Source organism: Cryobacterium sp. CG_9.6 (genome assembly GCF_029893365.1).
In the GTDB taxonomy this organism is placed as follows: Bacteria; Actinomycetota; Actinomycetes; order Actinomycetales; family Microbacteriaceae; genus Cryobacterium.
Window position 1 is genome coordinate 247,667 of record NZ_JARXUZ010000001.1, and the last position, 16,203, is coordinate 263,869.

Sequence of the window (16,203 nt, forward strand, 5' to 3'; positions counted from 1 at the left end):
GTTGGTCGGTCGCGATGGAAAGGGGCGCAAGTTGGCGGATCGCGTAGGAAAGCTACCGTGCGAGGGAGGCGAGCTCGGCGCGTGTGGAGGCGCCCACCTTGCGCAGCAGATTAGCCACGTGAAACTTCACCGTGTTCTCGCTGATCACGAGCGACTCGGCAATCGCCTTATTGCGTGCGCCCGAAGCCACGAGAACGAGCACTTCACGCTCACGCGGGCTCAGCCCCCAGGCTATTTCGGTCACAACGGATGCCGCGGGCGGGTCCAGCGGCAATGACACCGACATCTCGGATCCCCACCCGGGCGTCGCCTGCACGTCCAGTTGCCCGCTGAGGGAAACCACCCGGGCGGAGAGCTGCCGCACACTCGGCACCTCGGGGTTCAGGTCACCGGGACCATCGTCACGGATGCGAATGAGCAGGTTACTACCGTCGCAGTCCCACTGAACCCGAACCTTGGCGACACCGCTCTGTTCCACCAGCGCGAGCACCGCTCCACGCACGATGGCGCGGGCTTCGTGGGCCACCTCGCCCGGCAGTGCGCGCCCGTTAATCGGGGGCTCAATGAACTGCACGTCCAGGTCGCCGAAGCGCACGAGGGGTCGGAGGTCATCGCGCAGGCGCTCGAACGCGCGCGCCACGGGTTCTTCGGTGAGTGAGCGGTCACGGTCGCTCACCGCGCGCAGCGCCACCATGGCCGACGCCGCGAGATCGGTGGCCGTCTGCCGGGCCGCTTTGTCACTCGTTGAACTCGACCTCAGCACGGCGAGGAGTGACTCCAGGGTCGTTGCATGATTGTCGGTGAGATCGGCGATGATTCTGCTTCTCTCGGCGGCGGCCAGGCGTGAGGCCTGACCCGAGTCGTGGGCGGGTAGGGGGGAAGTCATGAACCCAGCCTACCCGATAGGCGCTCTAACCACCCGAACGGGTAGGTAACCTAGCCATTAGGTGGGCGGCAGGCCCGCCCGAAGGAGTAGAGGATAGTAAACATGAACGCAACGACAACTACCCCGACTCACGTCGCGACAACAGACGCCCTTGGCGCTATTCTCGCCGAGAACGTGGGCGTCGTCGAGCAGCTGCAGTCGACATCCGCTGTTTCACTCGAAGCTGCGGCCGAGAGCCTGCGCACGGCGGATCGCATCTTCGTGCTGGGTGCCGGCCGCTCCGGTCTCGCACTGAAGATGACGGCCATGCGCCTCATGCACCTCGGTCTCGACGTGCATGTGGTTGGCGAAGTCACCGCACCGGCCATCACGGGTGGCGACGTGCTGCTCGTGGCCAGCGGCAGCGGAACAACGGGTGCCATTGTGCGCGCCGCTGAAACCGCGTCCGCGCTGGGCGTGACAATCGTGGCACTGACAACGGATGCCGCATCCACGCTGGCGAAGCTGGCGCAGGTGACGGTCGTTATTCCGGCTGCTGCCAAGCAAGACCACGGTGGCCCCCTCTCGGTGCAGTACTCCGGTGGTTTGTTTGAGCAGAGCGTTCTTTTGGTTGGTGACTCTCTCTTCCACACGCTGTGGAAAGACTCCGGCGCTACGGCCGAGCAGCTGTGGCCCCGCCATGCCAACCTCGAATAAGTACAACACCCCCTAAATTTTCACACTCCACATTTACGAATAACAGAAAGAAGACACCATGAAGCTTCAGGTAGCAATGGACGTACTGACCACCGAGGCCGCACTCGAGCTCGCCGCTCAGGTTGCACCTCACGTCGACATCATTGAGCTCGGCACCCCGCTGATCAAGGCTGAGGGCCTGCGCGCCGTCACCGCGATCAAGGCCGCGCACCCCGACAAGATTGTCTTCGCTGACCTCAAGACGATGGATGCCGGCGAGCTCGAAGCCGACATCGCCTTCGCCGCCGGCGCCGACCTCGTGACCGTTCTGGGCACCGCCGGAGACAGCACCATCATCGGTGCCGTCGCCGCCGCGACGAAGCACGGCAAGGGCATCGTTGTTGACCTGATCGGCGTCGCCGACAAGGTCACCCGCGCCCGTGAGGTCACCGCACTCGGAGCACAGTTCGTTGAGATGCACGCCGGTCTTGACGAGCAGGCCGAAGAGGGCTTCAGCCTCGACACGCTGCTGAACCAGGGCGAGACCTCCAAGGTTCCGTTCTCGCTCGCTGGTGGCGTGAACCTCTCCACCATCGCCTCGGTGCAGCGCGCCGGTGCAACCGTTGCCGTCGCCGGTGGCGCTATCTATGGTGCAGAAGACCCCGCAGCAGCAGCCGCAGCACTGCGCGCCGCGATCATCTAAATCGCACCACACGAAAAATGCCGTCCTCACTCGTTGAGGGCGGCTTTTTTGTGTGCCGGCGCTCCGGGCACCGAGGGCCGCGCGGTGCGAGCACCTGTCGGCTCGGTAAAACCCGTCATGGCCGCGGAGCATCGTGATGGTGTTGACTGTGCGTATGGCGCAGAGATGGATTGCTACAGACTTTGGCGGACTCGACGTGTTCGAGCAGGTGGAGACCGACGTGCCGACACCGGGACCGGGCGAGGTCACCATCGAGGTGCAGGCTGCCGGCATGAATCCGGCCGACTTCAAACATGTTGCCGGCGGCCAGGACCGGAACGCACTGCCCGTTGCGGTTGGCTACGAGGTGTCCGGTGTCATCTCGGCCCTCGGTTCCGACACCCAGATTGCCTCCGGCGGTGGTGCCATCGGTGACTCGGTGATCGCATTTCGGGTTGCGGGAGGTTACGCCTCCGCGATCACGGTGCCCGCGACGGATGTTTTTGCCAAGCCCGCGATTCTCAGTTTTCCCGAGGCCGCGAATCTGCTTCTTGCCGGTACGACCGCGGCCGAAATGCTGCACGTCACCGGCGTCACCCGTGGCGAGACGATTCTGGTGCACGGCGCATCGGGGGCAGTGGGGGTGAGCGTGCTGCAGCAGGCCAAGATCATGGGGGTTCACGTGATTGGCACCTCGAGTGAAGCTAACTTTCATGTGGTTGCGAAGTTCGGCGGTCAGCCCGTGCTGTACGGCGAGGATCTCCGTGCGCGGGTACAGCGTGCGGCCCCGGATGGCGTCGTCGCCGCGCTGGACTGCGTGGGCACGGACGAAGCCATTGACGTGTCGCTCGCGCTCGTGTCCGACCGCGCGCGCATCGTGAGCATCGCAGCCTTTGGGCGCGCGGAGCGTGATGGTTTTCGTATTATCGCCGGGGCCATTCCGGCCAGCACCGCATTTCGAAACGAGGCGCGGGCGCGCATCCTCGAGCTAGCGGATGCCGGCGACCTCGTTGTGCCGATGGCCAGAACGTTTCCGCTCTCCGCGGCTCGCGACGCGCTGGAGTTTCTGAGCAGCCAGCACCCCGGGGGCAAGCTTGCGCTGATTCCGGAGCGCTGACGCGAGGGTTGGACGCGAGCGTCAGGCCCGGTGTGTGGCCTCGAGGCCGCCGAGGATCGCGTCGGCGATCCGCCCGAGATCCTCGAGTTGCTGCGGAGTCAAGACGTTGACGACGCTCTGGCGAATGGCCTGCTCGTGGTGACTGCGGGCATCCGCTGCACTCTGTCGGCCCTTGTCGGTGAGCCGAATGAAGGAGCCGCGGTTGTCTTCGGGGCAGCCCTCTCGGCTGACGAGGCCGCGCGTCTCCATGCGGCGCAGCTGATGCGAGAGTCGGCTCTTCTCCCATTCGAGGCCGCAGCGCAGCGCCATGGCCCGCACGGACGCCTGGGGTGACTCCGACAGGGCCAGCAGAATCTCGTAGTCGGCTTCGGAGAGTCCGGTGTGCCGGGTCAGCTCCCGATTGAGATGACCGCCCAGCTGGGCGCGCAGTCGCTGGTAGCTCGCCCACGAGGCGGTTTGCGCTGCGGTAAGCGGCGAATCTGTCGGCTGCGAGTCGGTCATACCGTCCATATTAGTTGATAAGTCAACCGAATGGCATAGAGTGGTTGACAGGTCAACTAAGGAGAACAACACGGTGACAACTCTGGGTATCCTCGGCGCGGGTCGCGTGGGGTCGGCAATCGCCCGCACCGCGCTGAAGGCCGGCTACACCCGCTCCTAAGACTTACCCCACACCCTCGACACGGCATTGGAATCCCCATGGAAATAGGCGTCTACAGTTTTGGCGACACCCCGCGTAATCCCGACGGCTCGTTTCGATCCACGGCGGAGGCCATCCGCAACCTGTTCGATGGGATAGTTCACGCCGACAAGGTGGGCCTGGACTTTTTCGGCGTGGGTGAGCACCACACCGTCGACATGCCCGCGTCTTCCCCGGCCGCGTTGATTTCGGCCGCGGCCGGTGCCACCACGCAGATTCGGCTCGGCAGCGCCGTCAGTGTTCTCAGCACGGATGACCCTGTACGCGTTTTTCAGCAGTTCGCCACAGCGGATGCCGTCTCGGGCGGACGCGTGGAAATCACCGCCGGCCGGGGATCGTCGGTGGAGTCGTATCCGCTGTTCGGCTACGACCTGCAGGACTACGACCGTCTCTATGAGGAGAAGCTCGATCTGCTTCTGACCATTAATGAGAACGAACGGGTCACCTGGTCGGGGAGTGTGCGTCCCGCGTTGAATGACCTCGTGGTTGTGCCGCGGCCCGTCAATGGCCGGCTACCCATTTGGGTCGCCACCGGTGGAAGCGCGCCCTCCTCGGCCCGGGCCGGACGGCTCGGCCTACCGGTGGCCTACGCCATCATCGGCGGCGAGCCCGCCCGGTTTGCACCGCTCGCCGAGCTGTATCGGCGTTCGGCCGCTCAGGCCGGACACACCGGGGAGAACATCAAGGTGTCGGTCGCCGCATTCGGGCTTATCGCGCCCACGCGGCAGGAAGCGCTCGAACGGTTCTACCCGGGCTGGTACAACCTCAACCTCGAGATGGGCAAGCTTCGCGGCTGGCCCGCCCCGCAGCGTCGGCAATTTGAGCTGCAGGCGGAAGCGCCGGGGGCCTACTACGTGGGCTCTCCCGACGATATTGCCGAGCGCATCGTGCACCTGCACGGCTATTTGGGTCACATGCGGCATTTCCTGCAAATGGACTTTGGTGGACTCCAGCAGGAGTACTTCCTCGAATCCATTACCCTGCTGGCCACCGAAGTGAAACCCCGCGTGGCCCGCCTGCTCGCCGCAAAATAAGCCGCATCGCAGCCGCTGGTGACCACCGAGTCAGGGTCACCGGCGGGGACTAACCCAGAAGCAGCTTGCCCAGCCTGTCGGTGGAGTGAACAATGGCGAAGGCGTCAGCGGCTTCCGCCGGCGAACCGTAACCCCACTCCACCAGAATGGCCGGCACGTTGTTCGCGGCGGCGCCCACCACGTCGTGGCTGCGGTCACCCACGAGCACGGCGGTCGTGACATCCGCACCGGTTTCGCCCAGGCGACGGAGTGCCTCGGCCACGATGTCGGCCTTGGTGATGCGGGAGCCGTCCGTGGACGCTCCGACCGTCACCGTGAAGAACCGGTTCAGGTCGAAGTGCGTCAGAATGTCGATGGCTTGCTGCTCGGGCTTGCTCGTGGCGAGAGCCAGGGGAATCCCGGCCTCGCTGATGCGCTCCAGCAGTCCGGCGATGCCCGGGTACACCGCAGTGTCGAGGGCGGCGGCACCGTGGTACTCGGAGCGATACACGAGAACGGCCGCAGCGGCCTCTTCCGGGCTCATTCCGGCGTAGTCCTGAAAGGCAGAGATCAGCGGAGGGCCGACGTATTCGAGCAGGTCGTGGTCGGAGGGAACGGGACGGCCGAGCAGAGCAAAGGTACGGGCCAACGAGCTGGTAATGGCCGGGGCGGAATCGGTAATCGTTCCGTCGAGGTCGAAAAGAATCGCGCTCCAGGTGCGCGTTAAGGTGGGGTTCACTTGCCTATCGTACGTGCGCGTGAGATAAAAGCCCCCATACACCCATGGTCTACCGGGTTGCTCGGGTTTGCGGCACGGCGGCCACGCCCCCAAAAATTCATCTCTGACCGGCCACGCGTGCGCGCCACGCACCCGCAGGTCTGGCACAATTCAGCAGAGTGTCATTTGTTGAGAGTTGGCCGATCCCGCGTGCCGGGTGGTTGTGGGAAAGGTCCTTGTATGCGGCACTGGTGGCGACGGCCTGACGTTTTGATGGTGGGGGCGAGCGCTCCGGCATATGTCGCAACCCGCGAGGCGCTCACGGTTTTGTCACCGCAGGACCTCACGTCCCTGCGCTTTCTCGGCGCGGCTGCGATTCTCGGGCTCTACCTGCTCGTGACCAGGCAGCGCCTGCGGATCACCCGCCGGCACGTGCCGCGGGTACTGGCCGTTGCACTGTGCGGCTACGGCGGGTACGGCCTGCTGCTGAGCCTCGGCCAGTCAACCGTTCCGGCCGGCACCACCAGCCTGCTGCTGAATATTTCTCCGGTCTTCGCGTTCATTCTGGGGTACTTCGTGCTCGTGGAGCGAACCACCACGCTCGGCTATCTGGGCATGCTCGTGGCAGTCGGTGGCGTCGTGATCATCACCTTCGGTGACAGCACTGCCGGAGGTTTCGACGAGAACGCGCTCCTGATTGTGGGAGCAGCCCTGCTTCTGTCCGTCTTCCTCATCGTGCAGCAGCCTTTGCTGGCCCGGTTGCCACCGGTGGAGATCGTCTTCTGGGGGTGCGGTATTGGCGGCCTGCTCACACTGCCGCTGGCCACCTTTGACGCTGACCCGACGCAGTTCACCATGAACTTCTGGGTAGCGATCACGGTGCTGGTGGTTCTGAGCACGGTGATCGGCTACTCATTGTGGAACGTGACCCTCAAGCACACCAGTGTGGCGGAGGGTGGCTCGCTTCTGCTGATCGTGCCCATTTTCTCGGTTCTTCTGGGCTGGCTGGTGCTCGGCGAGGTTCCCAGCGTCACCGCCGTGCTGGGCGGCGGCATCGCCCTCACCGGAGTGGTCATGCTCTCGCGCGCGACCTCTCGGCGCAAGTTGGCTGGCCCCGGCCTGCTCACCGGTGCTATTCCCATCATCGACGTGCATCCGGGACTGCCACCTAGTGTGACGACGCCGCTCACCCTCGATGACCTGCCGCACCTCGAGTTGGTCACCACAGACATCCGCTAGCCGCGCGGCTGGAGCGTGCTCCTCGCCTGACGAATCGAGGCCTCGATGCTGTACATGTGACAGGCGAAGTCGTGCCGGTTCACGAGGCCGCTGGAGAAGACGAAGCGCAGCAGTTCGGAGCAGACGGCCACCTGCACCCGCCGCTCGGCCAGCTCTGCTGCCAGCCAGGGGGGCTCCAGAAAGAGGCCGATCACAAAGATGAGGTCGCCGGCATGCATGGTGCGGGCCATGGCGTTGTCGGGCGCGAACTCCCGCTCGGCCAGCAGTAGCTCCTGATCCGCCGTCATGAGAATTGCGGGGCCGTCCAGTTCGAGGCACACGTACAGGTGCGCTTCCACCTGGTTGATACGGCGAAGGGCAACGCCCTTTTTGCGCGCCCGGTAGGCGTTGAAGAAGGAGTCGAGAATGTCATTAATGTGGGGTTCGTGAGTATTCATGCCCACACTGTGACAGCCACCACCGACACTCACGGTGGCCACGAAAACGCCCTAGAAGAGGCGAGTTTTTGTGTCGTCGATGCCGCGCATGGCATCGTAGTCGAGCAGCAGGCAGCGGATGCCCCGGTCCTCGGCCAAGCGCCGAGCCTGCGGCTTAATCTCCTGTGCGGCGAACACCCCGAGCACCGGGGCAAGGTGGGGATCGCGGTTCATCAGCTCGAGGTACCGAGTGAGCTGTTCCACGCCGTCAATGTCTCCACGCCGCTTCAATTCCACGGCCACCGAGTGCCCGCTGGCATCCTGAGCGAGGATATCGACCGGACCGATCGCCGTCATATATTCGCGACGCACCAGGGTGTGGCCCTCGCCGAGCAGGTGAATATGTTCGGCCAACAGCTGTTGCAGGTGGGCCTCGACGCCCTCTTTAATGAGTCCCGGGTCGATGCCCAGTTCATGGGCGGAGTCATGCTGCACATCGAAGATGCTCACCACCAGTTCGTCGGCGGTCTTCAGGTGCGTCACCGTCCACAGTGCGGTGATTCCCGCAGCGGCCTGGTCGGCGTCAGGCTCCTGCACCGACATTGCGCACGGAGGGCTCATCCAGTTCAGCGGCTTGTAGGAGCCGCCGTCAGAGTGAATGAGCAGACTTCCATCCGCTTTGATCATGAGCAGCCGGGTGGCCAGCGGCAGATGCGCATTGAGCCTTCCGGCGTAGTCAACGGAGCAATTCGCAATAACAAGGCGCACAGGTGAAGTTTAACCGGCTGAGCGACGCCCCCGCGCACAGCGGTGGTCGTGTCGGGGGCCGGCCCGACGCATCCGCTCACGGCAAGCGGATGCGTCGGGAACGGTTTACAGTGCCCCGACGCCGGCCTCAGCCACGGTCTGGTCCTGCTCGCCGCTGCCACTGCTCACACCGATCGCACCGATGACGCTGCCGTCACGACTAATCGGGATTCCGCCGGCAAAGATCATGATTCGGCCCTGATTGCTGTTGTGAATGCCGTAGAACTGGTCGCCGGGCTGGGAGTGATCGGACAGATCCTTGGTGGACATCTCAAAGGCCCGTGCGGTGAAGGCCTTGTTGATCGAAATATCGATGCTGCCGAGCATTCCGCCGTCCATGCGCACGTGCGCAACGAGGTTACCCCCGCCGTCCACGACGGCAATATTCATGGGTTGTCCGATTTCGTCGGCGCGGATCTCGGCGGCCGCGATAACGCGTCGTGCGTCGGCCAGGGTGAGTGTGCTCATCAAAGTTCTCCTGTCTGGATGGAACGGTGAGTGGAACGGGTGGAACCGGGGAGTGGATCAGAAAACGCGCATCGCAATCTCGGCGGGAGCGGCGAGCAGGGTCTCGATCTCGTCATCGAGCCGCACGAGCGTGATGGAGGCTCCGGCCATGTCGAGGGAGGTGCAGTATTCGCCCACATAGTTGCGGCCCACGGTCATGCCGAGGGCGGTGAGGCGCTTGTGGATGATCCCGTAGAGAATGTACAGCTCGCTGATCGGGGTGCCGCCGAGACCGTTGACCATCACGGCCACCCGGTCTCCGCTAACGAAGGGCAGATCGGGAACGATGGCGCCCAGCAGCTCGTCGACGAGGTCGTCGGCCGGCATCCACTTGGCTCGGCGTCGACCGGGTTCCCCGTGAATGCCCACGCCGATCTCGATCTCGTCGTCGCCGAGCTCGAAGAGCGGTTCGCCGCGGGAGGGCGGCGTGCACGCCGTGAGCGCCACACCCATGGTGCGGGTGACCGAGTTCACCTTCTCGCCAATACGCACCAACTCGTCGAGGTCGGCACCGGTCTCGGCTGCAGCGCCGACGGCCTTCATCACGAAGAAGTTGCCCGCCACTCCGCGACGGCCCACGGTGTAGGTGGAGTCCTGAACGGAGACGTCATCGTCAATGAACAGGGTGCGCACCTTGACGCCGTCTGCGCTGGCGGCCTCCTCGGCCATTTCGAAGGCCATCCGGTCACCGGTGTAGTTGTTCACCAGCAGCAGCACACCCTTGTCGGAGGCGAGGAGTTTGGTGGACTCAATGATGTAGTCGATCGGCGGCGCGGCGAACACGTCTCCGGGACAGGCGCCGTCCAGCATGCCCTTGCCCACCGTCATCACGTGGGCGGGTTCGTGGCCGGAGCCCGAACCCTGAATGATGGTGACCTTGTTGTGGTTGGGCGCGTCGGCGCGGTGGATGAGGTGGTACGCCGGAACGTAGCGCAGCGTGTCGGGGTTCGCGAGTGCGATGCCCTCGAGCATTTCGGGTACGAACTGTTTGGGATCGTTGATGAACTTTTTCATGCTGTCTCCACGTCGTTGTCGGAATGGGTGGCGGAAAGGGGGTCTGGGGCGGGCCAGGTGCGGGCGAGGCGCTCGGCCAGCACCGCGATGGCGATGGCGCCGGCGTCGGGTGAGCCGATGCTGCGCTCGCCGGTGTAACTCGCGCGGCCTCGTCGCGCCTGAAGGGTGCTGGTGGCCTCGGCGGCGTCCCGGGCGGCCAGCGCCATCTTGTCGAGCGCCATCTTCGTATCGTCGCCGCCCTCGAGTGCGCTCTCAAGCGCATCCGCTGCGGGGACCAGCGCATCGAGAAGAGTCTTGTCGCCCACGTCGGACTTGCCGCGATGCTTGATGCCCTCGATGGCGGCGCGCAGAGCGGCAACGGTGTTCACCGTGGTGATCTCGTCCAGGCCCTTCAGCTGCGTGCCGGCGCGGAGGAACGCCGTGCCCCACAGTGGGCCGGAGGTGCCACCGATGGTGCTCGTAATCACCATGGCGATCTTGCTGAGGAACACGCCGGGGTCGGTGCGGTCCACGTCATCCCAACCGGACAGCACCACCTCGAACCCCCGGGCCAGGGAATATCCAAAGTCCCCGTCCCCCACGACGGAGTCAAGTTCCCCGAAGTACTTCTCGTTGTCGAGCGCTTCCTCCGCGATGGAGCGCACAACAAATTCCGTGGTGTCCTGAGATCTGGTCATGATTCTTCCTCCTGGTTCGGGGAATGCAGTAACGAGTCGATGTCGTGCAGCATGACGGCGCCGTGCGGCACCACGCCGGCCGGGGAACGCAGCACGGTCGCAGATTCGCCGTCCGGGTCGCCGAGCGAGGAGACCACGAGGGCGGCGGTGGTGAAGTCCTCCGCTGCCGTGTAACTGCTCACCGTCACGATGGTGCGCAGCCCCGCGGCGCGGGCAGCGCGCAGGCCATTGTTGCTGTCTTCGATGACCACGGCCTCGTCCCGGGTGAGGCCCAGGTGCTCGAGGGCGTAGAGGTAGATGTCCGGCGCGGGCTTTTTGGCAGCCACGATATCCCCCGCAAAAACCTGAAACTGTGCGGCCAGGACATCCCCCACGCAGTGTTGGAGCACCGCACGCACAGACGGTTCGGCCGAGGTCGAGGCGACCGCGAGCATCCACCCCGCGGCAGCGGCTTCGGTGACGAGCCGCGCGATTCCCGCCCGCGCCGGGAGCGCTCCACTCATGATGAGGTCGGTGTAGATCTGTGTCTTGCGCCGGTGCCAGGAGGCGACCGCCTCCTGCTGGGCGGCGAGGTCGGTGGGCAGCCCGGCGGCCTGCACGAATTCGGGGGTGAGCAGGCTGGAGAGGCGTTCCTTCCCGCCGCCAATGTGCAGCTTCTCGGCGTACTCCTCCTCGCTCCACTGCACGGGCAGGCCGAATTCCGTGAACGTGGCATTGAAGGCCGGAAGGTGTCCGTGACGTTCGGTGTCGGCGAGCACGCCGTCACAATCAAAGATCAGCGCGGGCATTGCTCACCAGGCCTTGTCGGCGGAACCAAACGTTCGAGCCAGACCCTCGGTCAGCTCCATGACATCGCCGGTCACGGCACGAAAGAGGGTGGGCGGGTCCCACTTGTCTGCCTCTTCGGCTCGGCGAAGGTGGGTCAGGGTGGACTTCAGGTACGTCATCTTCAGCGCCGTGGAGATGTTCACCTTGGAACAGCCGCGCTGAATCAGGTCGTGGAATTGGGCATCCGTCATTCCACTGCCACCGTGCAGGGCGATGGGGAGCGGATGCGCCGCCACGAGGTCGCTCACTCGGTCAAAGTCGAGGGTCGGTGCGGAGGTGTACACGCCGTGGGCGTTGCCGATGGATGGCGCGAACACGTCGACACCGGTTGCCTCAATGAACGCCAGGGAGACATCGAGGGTCTGCCGCGCCGCCGTTTGATCGGAACCGACACCGTCCTCGACGCCGGTGATGGATTCGATCTCACCCTCCACGTGCGCGCCGTAGCCGCGGGCCTCCCGCACCACTTCGATGGTTTGGCGCTGATTCTCCGCCACGGGTAGCTCCGAGGCATCGAAGAGCACCGAGTTCCAGCCGATGGCGAGACACTCGCTAATCACCTCGCGGTCGGGGCAATGGTCAAGGTGGAGAGCAACGGGAACGGCGATGTCGGCCGTCATGGACTCCCACATGGCGAAGAGCACTTTCGCGCCGATCGACCGCACCGTCTTCACCGAGGTCTGCACGATAATCGGGGAGTTCACCTTCACCGCTGCGTTCAGCACGCCCTGCATGGTGAGGTCATTGAACACATTGACGGCGGGCACCCCGTAACGAGCATCAAATGCTCGATCGACGATTTCTTTCAGTGAAACGACTGGCACGACGGCCCCCTTTGGCTTGCGTCAACGGTATCCAGCCACCGTCGGGCGCGCTATCGGGGGTTTCCCCGGGGGACTGGGGGAAGTCCCCTGCTCGGCGCCGAGCTGCGTCGGTGCGACCTATCTGGCGTGCGCCAACCCCGCCAGCATTGTTCGATTGGCGGCTCCGGTTTTCTTCAGGATTGTTCCCACGTGGTTCTCCACCGTCTTGGCCGAGATGCCGAGTTCAATGCCGATCTGCTTGTCGCGCAGTCCGCGCTCGACGAGCCCGCGCACCTCACGCTCGCGCAGCGTCAAGTGGTCGGGATCGGGCGGCGCCGCACCCCAGCGGTCCACGAGAACGCCCGAGAGCACGGCGTCCCCGGCGGCGGCCGAGCTCACGGCCCGCACCAGCGCGTGTCCGTCGGCGGAGCGTTCCAAGAAGCCCCGTGCGCCGGCGCGGGCTGCCCGGCGGATCCGTTCGTCGTCGGGGTCACCCACGAGGAGCACCACGGCGGTGCCCGGGCTGCTCTGCGCCAGTGCCTCGATCAGGTTCGTGCCCGGCAGGTCGAGAAGTTCAATGTCGGTGACGACAACATCGGGGTGCAGGTAGGTGGCCGCAGCGAGTGCTCCGCTGGCATCATCGACCTCGGCCACGACATCGATGCCGGTGCCCTCGTGCGCGAGCAGATGCACCAGGCCGGCTCGGGTCAGCGGCTGCGGGTGGAGCACGAGCACGCGATGATGGGCTGACTCGTGCTGCTGGTCACGCACGGTTCCCCGCGAGCCGTGCTGATGCTCGCCGCCGGAGAGACCAAAATCGTGGGCCAGAGCCGCACGCTCGGTCTGATGAAGCTCGGTCACACTGATGCTGAGCTCGATGGCAACGGTGTGCTGCCGAAAGTCTGCGATGGCGCGGGCCGCCTGAGTGGCAAAGACCTCCAGTAACTGGGCATCGCGGCCGGTGAAGAGGCGTTCGGCAGAATTGGCGAAAACCACGCACGCGCCGATCAGGCGCGACTCGAACCGGATCGGTACCCCGATGACGGAACGCTGGTAGCGGGCGTCGTCCTGGCCGAGATGACCGCCCGGCACCTGCGAATACTCGGTGAAGACCACCGCTCCGCCGGCGCGCACGACCGCTCCGGTCACCCCCTCGTCGAGCGAAAAAACCTGGCCCACGCGGCACTCAGCGCCGAGGTCCACCTCCTTGCGGTACACCTGCGCGGTCTCATCGATGGTGCAGATCGATCCCATGCCACACCCGAGCAGCTGCGCGGCACTGACGAGGATCCGTTCGAGAAGCGAGCCGAGCCCCATGTCGCCGGGTCGGCCATCGGCCACGAAGACCGCCAGAGCGCTGCCGGTGCCGCTGCCGGCGCTGTCGGGAGGAAAGCTGGTCGGCCAGACGCTCGTCTGATCAGGATTTGTGCTCGAAAAGGGCTGCATCGGATTCTCGTCTCTGAGTCTGATGAAATGGACGTGACTTTCGGTGACCACGGTCACGATCCGCCCAAGGCTAGCGGTCTTGCATGCGCTGTGGCCGGGAGCCAGCGGTTAACCACCTCTGTGCCCCCGCACGGGGGTGTGGCGCGGGCGGCGCATCCGCTTGATGCACCTAGCGCGAAACGGATGCCCTCGGCCGCGCCGCGGGGGCCGCCAGCCCGGCGAGCACCATCAGCGCCAAAATCACATACAGCGCATTCAGAATGCCCCAGGATTCGGCCAGCAAGCCCAGAACCGGCGGACCCACGAGGAAGGCGAAATAGCCGATCATGGCCACGGCACTTACCCGGGCGGCCGCGTTTCTGGCGTCGTCGGCCGCCGCGGACATGCCCACCGGGAAGCCGAGGGAGGCGCCCAGACCCCAGAGGATGACGCCCAGATACACGAGCCAGGTGACCGGTGCCAGGATGAAGACCACGAGCCCGACGATTCCCACCACCGCGCTGGCACGCAGCACGGCCACGCGGCCGAAGCGATCCAGGACGGGCCCCCCGAGCACCCGGCCCACGGTCATGGCGGCCACGAACACACCAAAGACAATGGCGCCCGAGGCGTTGGAGAATCCGTGACCGTCAACGGCGGCGAGGGCGAGCCAGTCGTTGGCCGAGCCCTCGGCAAAGGTCATGCCGAGCACGATCACGCCGATCAGCAGCAGCGTGCGGTCACGCCACACCGTGAGGTTCTGCGCCAGCCGTTCGCGCCAGGAGCCGGCCGGCTCGGCCGGGGCGTCGTCGCCGAGTTCGTGACGCAGTGGCAGAAAGCGCACCGCCGCCACAACGGTACCGAGCACCAGAACGGCGATCAGCAGGAGGTGCCAGAACACCGAAATCTGCAGAACGGATGCCGCGGCACCGCCGAGCGCCCCCACCACGGTGCCCAGGCTGAAGCACGCGTGCATCAGCGGCATGAGCGTCTTGCCCACCTCACGCTCGGCCGCGGCACCCTCCACGTTCATCATCACGTCGAGCGAACCCACGCCGAAGCCGAATATGGCCAGGGCGCAAAAAACAAAGGGTGCGGACGGAAAGAGGCTGACCCCGGTCCCCATCAGCACGAGGCCCACCGCTGCCAGAGACATGCTGAGCGTCATGGCGCGCCGGGCGCCGAGGCGGGCCAACAGCCAGGCGGCAAGAACCAGGCCGATGACCGACCCGGCGGAGAGGCCGAAGATGAGCAGGCCCACCTGGGTCTTATCCAGTCCGAGACTGTCTCGCACGGCGGGAATGCGGCTCATCCAGGAGGCGAGGCCGAGGCCACTGACAAAAAAAGTGGCAAACACGGCGTTGCGCCACTGCAGCAGGGCAAGCCGGTCGCGGGACTGGGTGAGGGAAGCGGAGCTCGACACGTAGTTTCCAAACAGTGAGGGCGTCGATCCGGTCGGACGCTCTTAAAGGCTATCGGGTGCGGCCGCCACGGGCGATTTTTTCCGCCTCGATTGGCGCTGATTCAACGGTTAGATTAGCCTTACCTTAGTTGCTCGTTTTACCTTCCAGGAGACCTCATGCGCCTTTCGATTCCACTCACCGCCCTTGCCGCCGGTGTGACTGCACTTGCCCTCGTCGGCTGCTCGACGACATCTGCAACCACGCCCACCGACACCGCAGCGAGCTCGGAAGCCGACGGCTCCTTCACGCTTTACTCCGGCCGCGACGAGGTGCTCGTGCAGCCGCTGATCGACATGTTCGAAGAGGAGACCGGCATCTCGGTCGAGGTGCGTTACGGCAACACGGCCGAGCTCGGTGCGCTGCTGCTCGAAGAGGGTGACCGCACCCCGGCGCAGGTCTTTCTCTCTCAGGATGCGGGAGCTCTCGGCGCCCTGAGTAATGCCGACCTGTTCGCCACGCTTCCCGCCGAGACAACGGATGCCGTTCCGGCCGGCTTCACTTCCACCGACGACACCTGGGTGGGCGTCACCGGTCGGGCCCGGGTCATTGCCTACGACGGCGAGAAGCTGTCGGCCGACGAGGTGCCGACATCTGTTGATGCCTTCACCGAACCGGAGTGGTCGGGCCGCGTGGCCATTGCGCCCACCAACGCCAGCTTCCAGGCTTTCGTCACGGCCTACCGCGTGCTCAACGGCGAGGCTGCCGCCGACGCCTGGGTCGCCGACCTCGTGGCCAACAGCCCGCAGATCTTCGATAACAACCGGGCCATTCTCTCGGCCGTAAACGAGGGCGTCGTCGATGTGGGGCTCCTCAACCACTACTACTGGTTCGCTCAGGCCGCCGAGGCCGGCGCCGAGAACATGCGCGCCCAGCTCTCCTACCCCGAGGCCGGCGACGCCGGATCGATTGTGAACGTAACGGGTGCCGGCGTCCTCAAGGGCGCGGCGAACGACGCCGACGCGCTCGAATTCGTGAACTTCCTCGTGTCGCCCATGGCCCAGGAGTACTTCGTCGAAGAGACCTATGAGTACCCCCTCGTTGCTGGCATCGATGCCCCGGCCGGACTGCCCGCGCTCGACTCGCTCGTGAACCCCGATCTGGATCTCGCCGACCTTGAGTCGCTCTCCGAGACCCAGGCGCTGCTTGGAAAGTATGGCCTGATCTAAGTGCTGATAGCGGATGGGCGGGGTCGCTTCGGGGGCCTCGCCCTACCCGCAAGCGCCCCAAGAGGCG

The 16,203-nt window shown here is 65.2% G+C and carries 18 protein-coding genes; 6 read left to right on the top strand and 12 right to left on the bottom strand.

Annotation, left to right across the window (positions count from 1 at the left end):
* Positions 1–52: 52 nt before the first annotated feature.
* Complete coding sequence (locus H4V99_RS01140; protein WP_280674777.1) at positions 53–886, bottom strand: LuxR C-terminal-related transcriptional regulator; 834 nt, start codon at positions 884–886, stop codon at positions 53–55.
* Between the two features lie 102 nt (positions 887–988).
* On the opposite strand from H4V99_RS01140, the gene hxlB reads away from it, so the two are divergent.
* From hxlB to H4V99_RS01155, 3 genes are all read left to right on the top strand, one after another.
* Positions 989–1,582: a 6-phospho-3-hexuloisomerase gene (hxlB, locus tag H4V99_RS01145; RefSeq protein WP_280674779.1), complete on the top strand. Its 594-nt coding sequence runs from the start codon at positions 989–991 to the stop codon at positions 1,580–1,582.
* Between the two features lie 58 nt (positions 1,583–1,640).
* Entirely contained in the window at positions 1,641–2,264 is a 624-nt protein-coding gene (hxlA, locus tag H4V99_RS01150) for a 3-hexulose-6-phosphate synthase (RefSeq protein ID WP_280674781.1), read from the top strand.
* 154 nt (positions 2,265–2,418) lie between these two features.
* On the top strand, positions 2,419–3,360 hold the full coding sequence (locus H4V99_RS01155) for an NADP-dependent oxidoreductase (RefSeq protein ID WP_280674783.1): 942 nt from the start codon (positions 2,419–2,421) through the stop codon (positions 3,358–3,360).
* 21 nt (positions 3,361–3,381) lie between these two features.
* Here H4V99_RS01155 and H4V99_RS01160 read toward each other — a convergent pair whose 3' ends face one another.
* On the bottom strand, positions 3,382–3,861 hold the full coding sequence (locus H4V99_RS01160; RefSeq protein WP_280674785.1) for a MarR family transcriptional regulator: 480 nt from the start codon (positions 3,859–3,861) through the stop codon (positions 3,382–3,384).
* Between the two features lie 198 nt (positions 3,862–4,059).
* On the opposite strand from H4V99_RS01160, the gene H4V99_RS01165 reads away from it, so the two are divergent.
* A complete protein-coding gene (locus tag H4V99_RS01165; protein ID WP_280674787.1) occupies positions 4,060–5,094 on the top strand; it encodes an LLM class flavin-dependent oxidoreductase in 1,035 nt (344 codons plus the stop codon).
* 49 nt (positions 5,095–5,143) lie between these two features.
* Here the strand turns inward: H4V99_RS01165 and H4V99_RS01170 are convergent, their stop codons facing one another.
* Complete coding sequence (locus tag H4V99_RS01170) at positions 5,144–5,812, bottom strand: HAD hydrolase-like protein (RefSeq protein ID WP_280674789.1); 669 nt, start codon at positions 5,810–5,812, stop codon at positions 5,144–5,146.
* A gap of 219 nt (positions 5,813–6,031) precedes the next feature.
* Between H4V99_RS01170 and H4V99_RS01175 the strand changes: the two genes are divergently transcribed.
* Positions 6,032–7,030 carry a DMT family transporter gene (locus H4V99_RS01175; RefSeq protein WP_280674791.1) on the top strand — a complete coding sequence of 333 codons (999 nt, stop codon included), beginning with the start codon at positions 6,032–6,034 and terminating at the stop codon, positions 7,028–7,030.
* On the opposite strand, the gene H4V99_RS01180 is transcribed toward H4V99_RS01175, so the two are convergent.
* From H4V99_RS01180 to H4V99_RS01220, 9 genes are all read right to left on the bottom strand, one after another.
* Positions 7,027–7,467, bottom strand: a complete 441-nt coding sequence (locus tag H4V99_RS01180) for a hypothetical protein (RefSeq protein ID WP_280674793.1) — start codon at positions 7,465–7,467, stop codon at positions 7,027–7,029. The two genes, H4V99_RS01175 and H4V99_RS01180, sit on opposite strands and share 4 nt — an antisense overlap.
* A 51-nt stretch (positions 7,468–7,518) precedes the next feature.
* Positions 7,519–8,214, bottom strand: coding sequence for an endonuclease NucS (gene nucS / locus H4V99_RS01185; protein WP_280674795.1), 696 nt, complete (start codon positions 8,212–8,214; stop codon positions 7,519–7,521).
* 105 nt (positions 8,215–8,319) lie between these two features.
* Complete coding sequence (locus H4V99_RS01190; protein WP_280674797.1) at positions 8,320–8,721, bottom strand: heme-binding protein; 402 nt, start codon at positions 8,719–8,721, stop codon at positions 8,320–8,322.
* A gap of 57 nt (positions 8,722–8,778) precedes the next feature.
* Complete coding sequence (gene dhaK, locus H4V99_RS01195) at positions 8,779–9,774, bottom strand: dihydroxyacetone kinase subunit DhaK (RefSeq protein ID WP_280674799.1); 996 nt, start codon at positions 9,772–9,774, stop codon at positions 8,779–8,781.
* Positions 9,771–10,451 (bottom strand): dihydroxyacetone kinase subunit DhaL, encoded by a 681-nt coding sequence (dhaL, locus tag H4V99_RS01200; RefSeq protein WP_280674801.1) that lies wholly within the window; start codon positions 10,449–10,451, stop codon positions 9,771–9,773. Before dhaL ends, dhaK begins: the two co-directional genes overlap by 4 nt.
* Positions 10,448–11,239 carry an HAD-IA family hydrolase gene (locus H4V99_RS01205; protein WP_280674803.1) on the bottom strand — a complete coding sequence of 264 codons (792 nt, stop codon included), beginning with the start codon at positions 11,237–11,239 and terminating at the stop codon, positions 10,448–10,450. Before H4V99_RS01205 ends, dhaL begins: the two co-directional genes overlap by 4 nt.
* A gap of 3 nt (positions 11,240–11,242) precedes the next feature.
* Positions 11,243–12,103: a class II fructose-bisphosphate aldolase gene (locus H4V99_RS01210; protein WP_280674805.1), complete on the bottom strand. Its 861-nt coding sequence runs from the start codon at positions 12,101–12,103 to the stop codon at positions 11,243–11,245.
* A 117-nt stretch (positions 12,104–12,220) separates the two neighbouring features.
* Positions 12,221–13,528: a GAF domain-containing protein gene (locus H4V99_RS01215; protein ID WP_280674807.1), complete on the bottom strand. Its 1,308-nt coding sequence runs from the start codon at positions 13,526–13,528 to the stop codon at positions 12,221–12,223.
* Between the two features lie 169 nt (positions 13,529–13,697).
* On the bottom strand, positions 13,698–14,930 hold the full coding sequence (locus tag H4V99_RS01220; protein ID WP_280674808.1) for an MFS transporter: 1,233 nt from the start codon (positions 14,928–14,930) through the stop codon (positions 13,698–13,700).
* Between the two features lie 156 nt (positions 14,931–15,086).
* Here H4V99_RS01220 and H4V99_RS01225 point away from each other — a divergent pair, with 156 nt between their 5' ends.
* The gene (locus H4V99_RS01225) at positions 15,087–16,136 is read left to right on the top strand and encodes an iron ABC transporter substrate-binding protein (RefSeq protein ID WP_280674809.1); all 1,050 of its coding nucleotides are present in this window, start codon (positions 15,087–15,089) and stop codon (positions 16,134–16,136) included.
* Positions 16,137–16,203 lie beyond the last annotated feature (67 nt).

Bases quoted from the DNA above. Each gene is read 5' to 3' on its own strand.
- H4V99_RS01140 (WP_280674777.1), bottom strand. From the start codon at position 886: ATGACTTCCCCCCTACCCGCCCACGACTCGGGTCAGGCCTCACGCCTG.
- hxlB (WP_280674779.1), top strand. From the start codon at position 989: ATGAACGCAACGACAACTACCCCGACTCACGTCGCGACAACAGACGCC.
- hxlA (WP_280674781.1), top strand. From the start codon at position 1,641: ATGAAGCTTCAGGTAGCAATGGACGTACTGACCACCGAGGCCGCACTC.
- H4V99_RS01155 (WP_280674783.1), top strand. From the start codon at position 2,419: ATGGCGCAGAGATGGATTGCTACAGACTTTGGCGGACTCGACGTGTTC.
- H4V99_RS01160 (WP_280674785.1), bottom strand. From the start codon at position 3,861: ATGACCGACTCGCAGCCGACAGATTCGCCGCTTACCGCAGCGCAAACC.
- H4V99_RS01165 (WP_280674787.1), top strand. From the start codon at position 4,060: ATGGAAATAGGCGTCTACAGTTTTGGCGACACCCCGCGTAATCCCGAC.
- H4V99_RS01175 (WP_280674791.1), top strand. From the start codon at position 6,032: ATGCGGCACTGGTGGCGACGGCCTGACGTTTTGATGGTGGGGGCGAGC.
- H4V99_RS01180 (WP_280674793.1), bottom strand. From the start codon at position 7,467: ATGAATACTCACGAACCCCACATTAATGACATTCTCGACTCCTTCTTC.
- H4V99_RS01190 (WP_280674797.1), bottom strand. From the start codon at position 8,721: ATGAGCACACTCACCCTGGCCGACGCACGACGCGTTATCGCGGCCGCC.
- dhaK (WP_280674799.1), bottom strand. From the start codon at position 9,774: ATGAAAAAGTTCATCAACGATCCCAAACAGTTCGTACCCGAAATGCTC.
- dhaL (WP_280674801.1), bottom strand. From the start codon at position 10,451: ATGACCAGATCTCAGGACACCACGGAATTTGTTGTGCGCTCCATCGCG.
- H4V99_RS01205 (WP_280674803.1), bottom strand. From the start codon at position 11,239: ATGCCCGCGCTGATCTTTGATTGTGACGGCGTGCTCGCCGACACCGAA.
- H4V99_RS01215 (WP_280674807.1), bottom strand. From the start codon at position 13,528: ATGCAGCCCTTTTCGAGCACAAATCCTGATCAGACGAGCGTCTGGCCG.
- H4V99_RS01225 (WP_280674809.1), top strand. From the start codon at position 15,087: ATGCGCCTTTCGATTCCACTCACCGCCCTTGCCGCCGGTGTGACTGCA.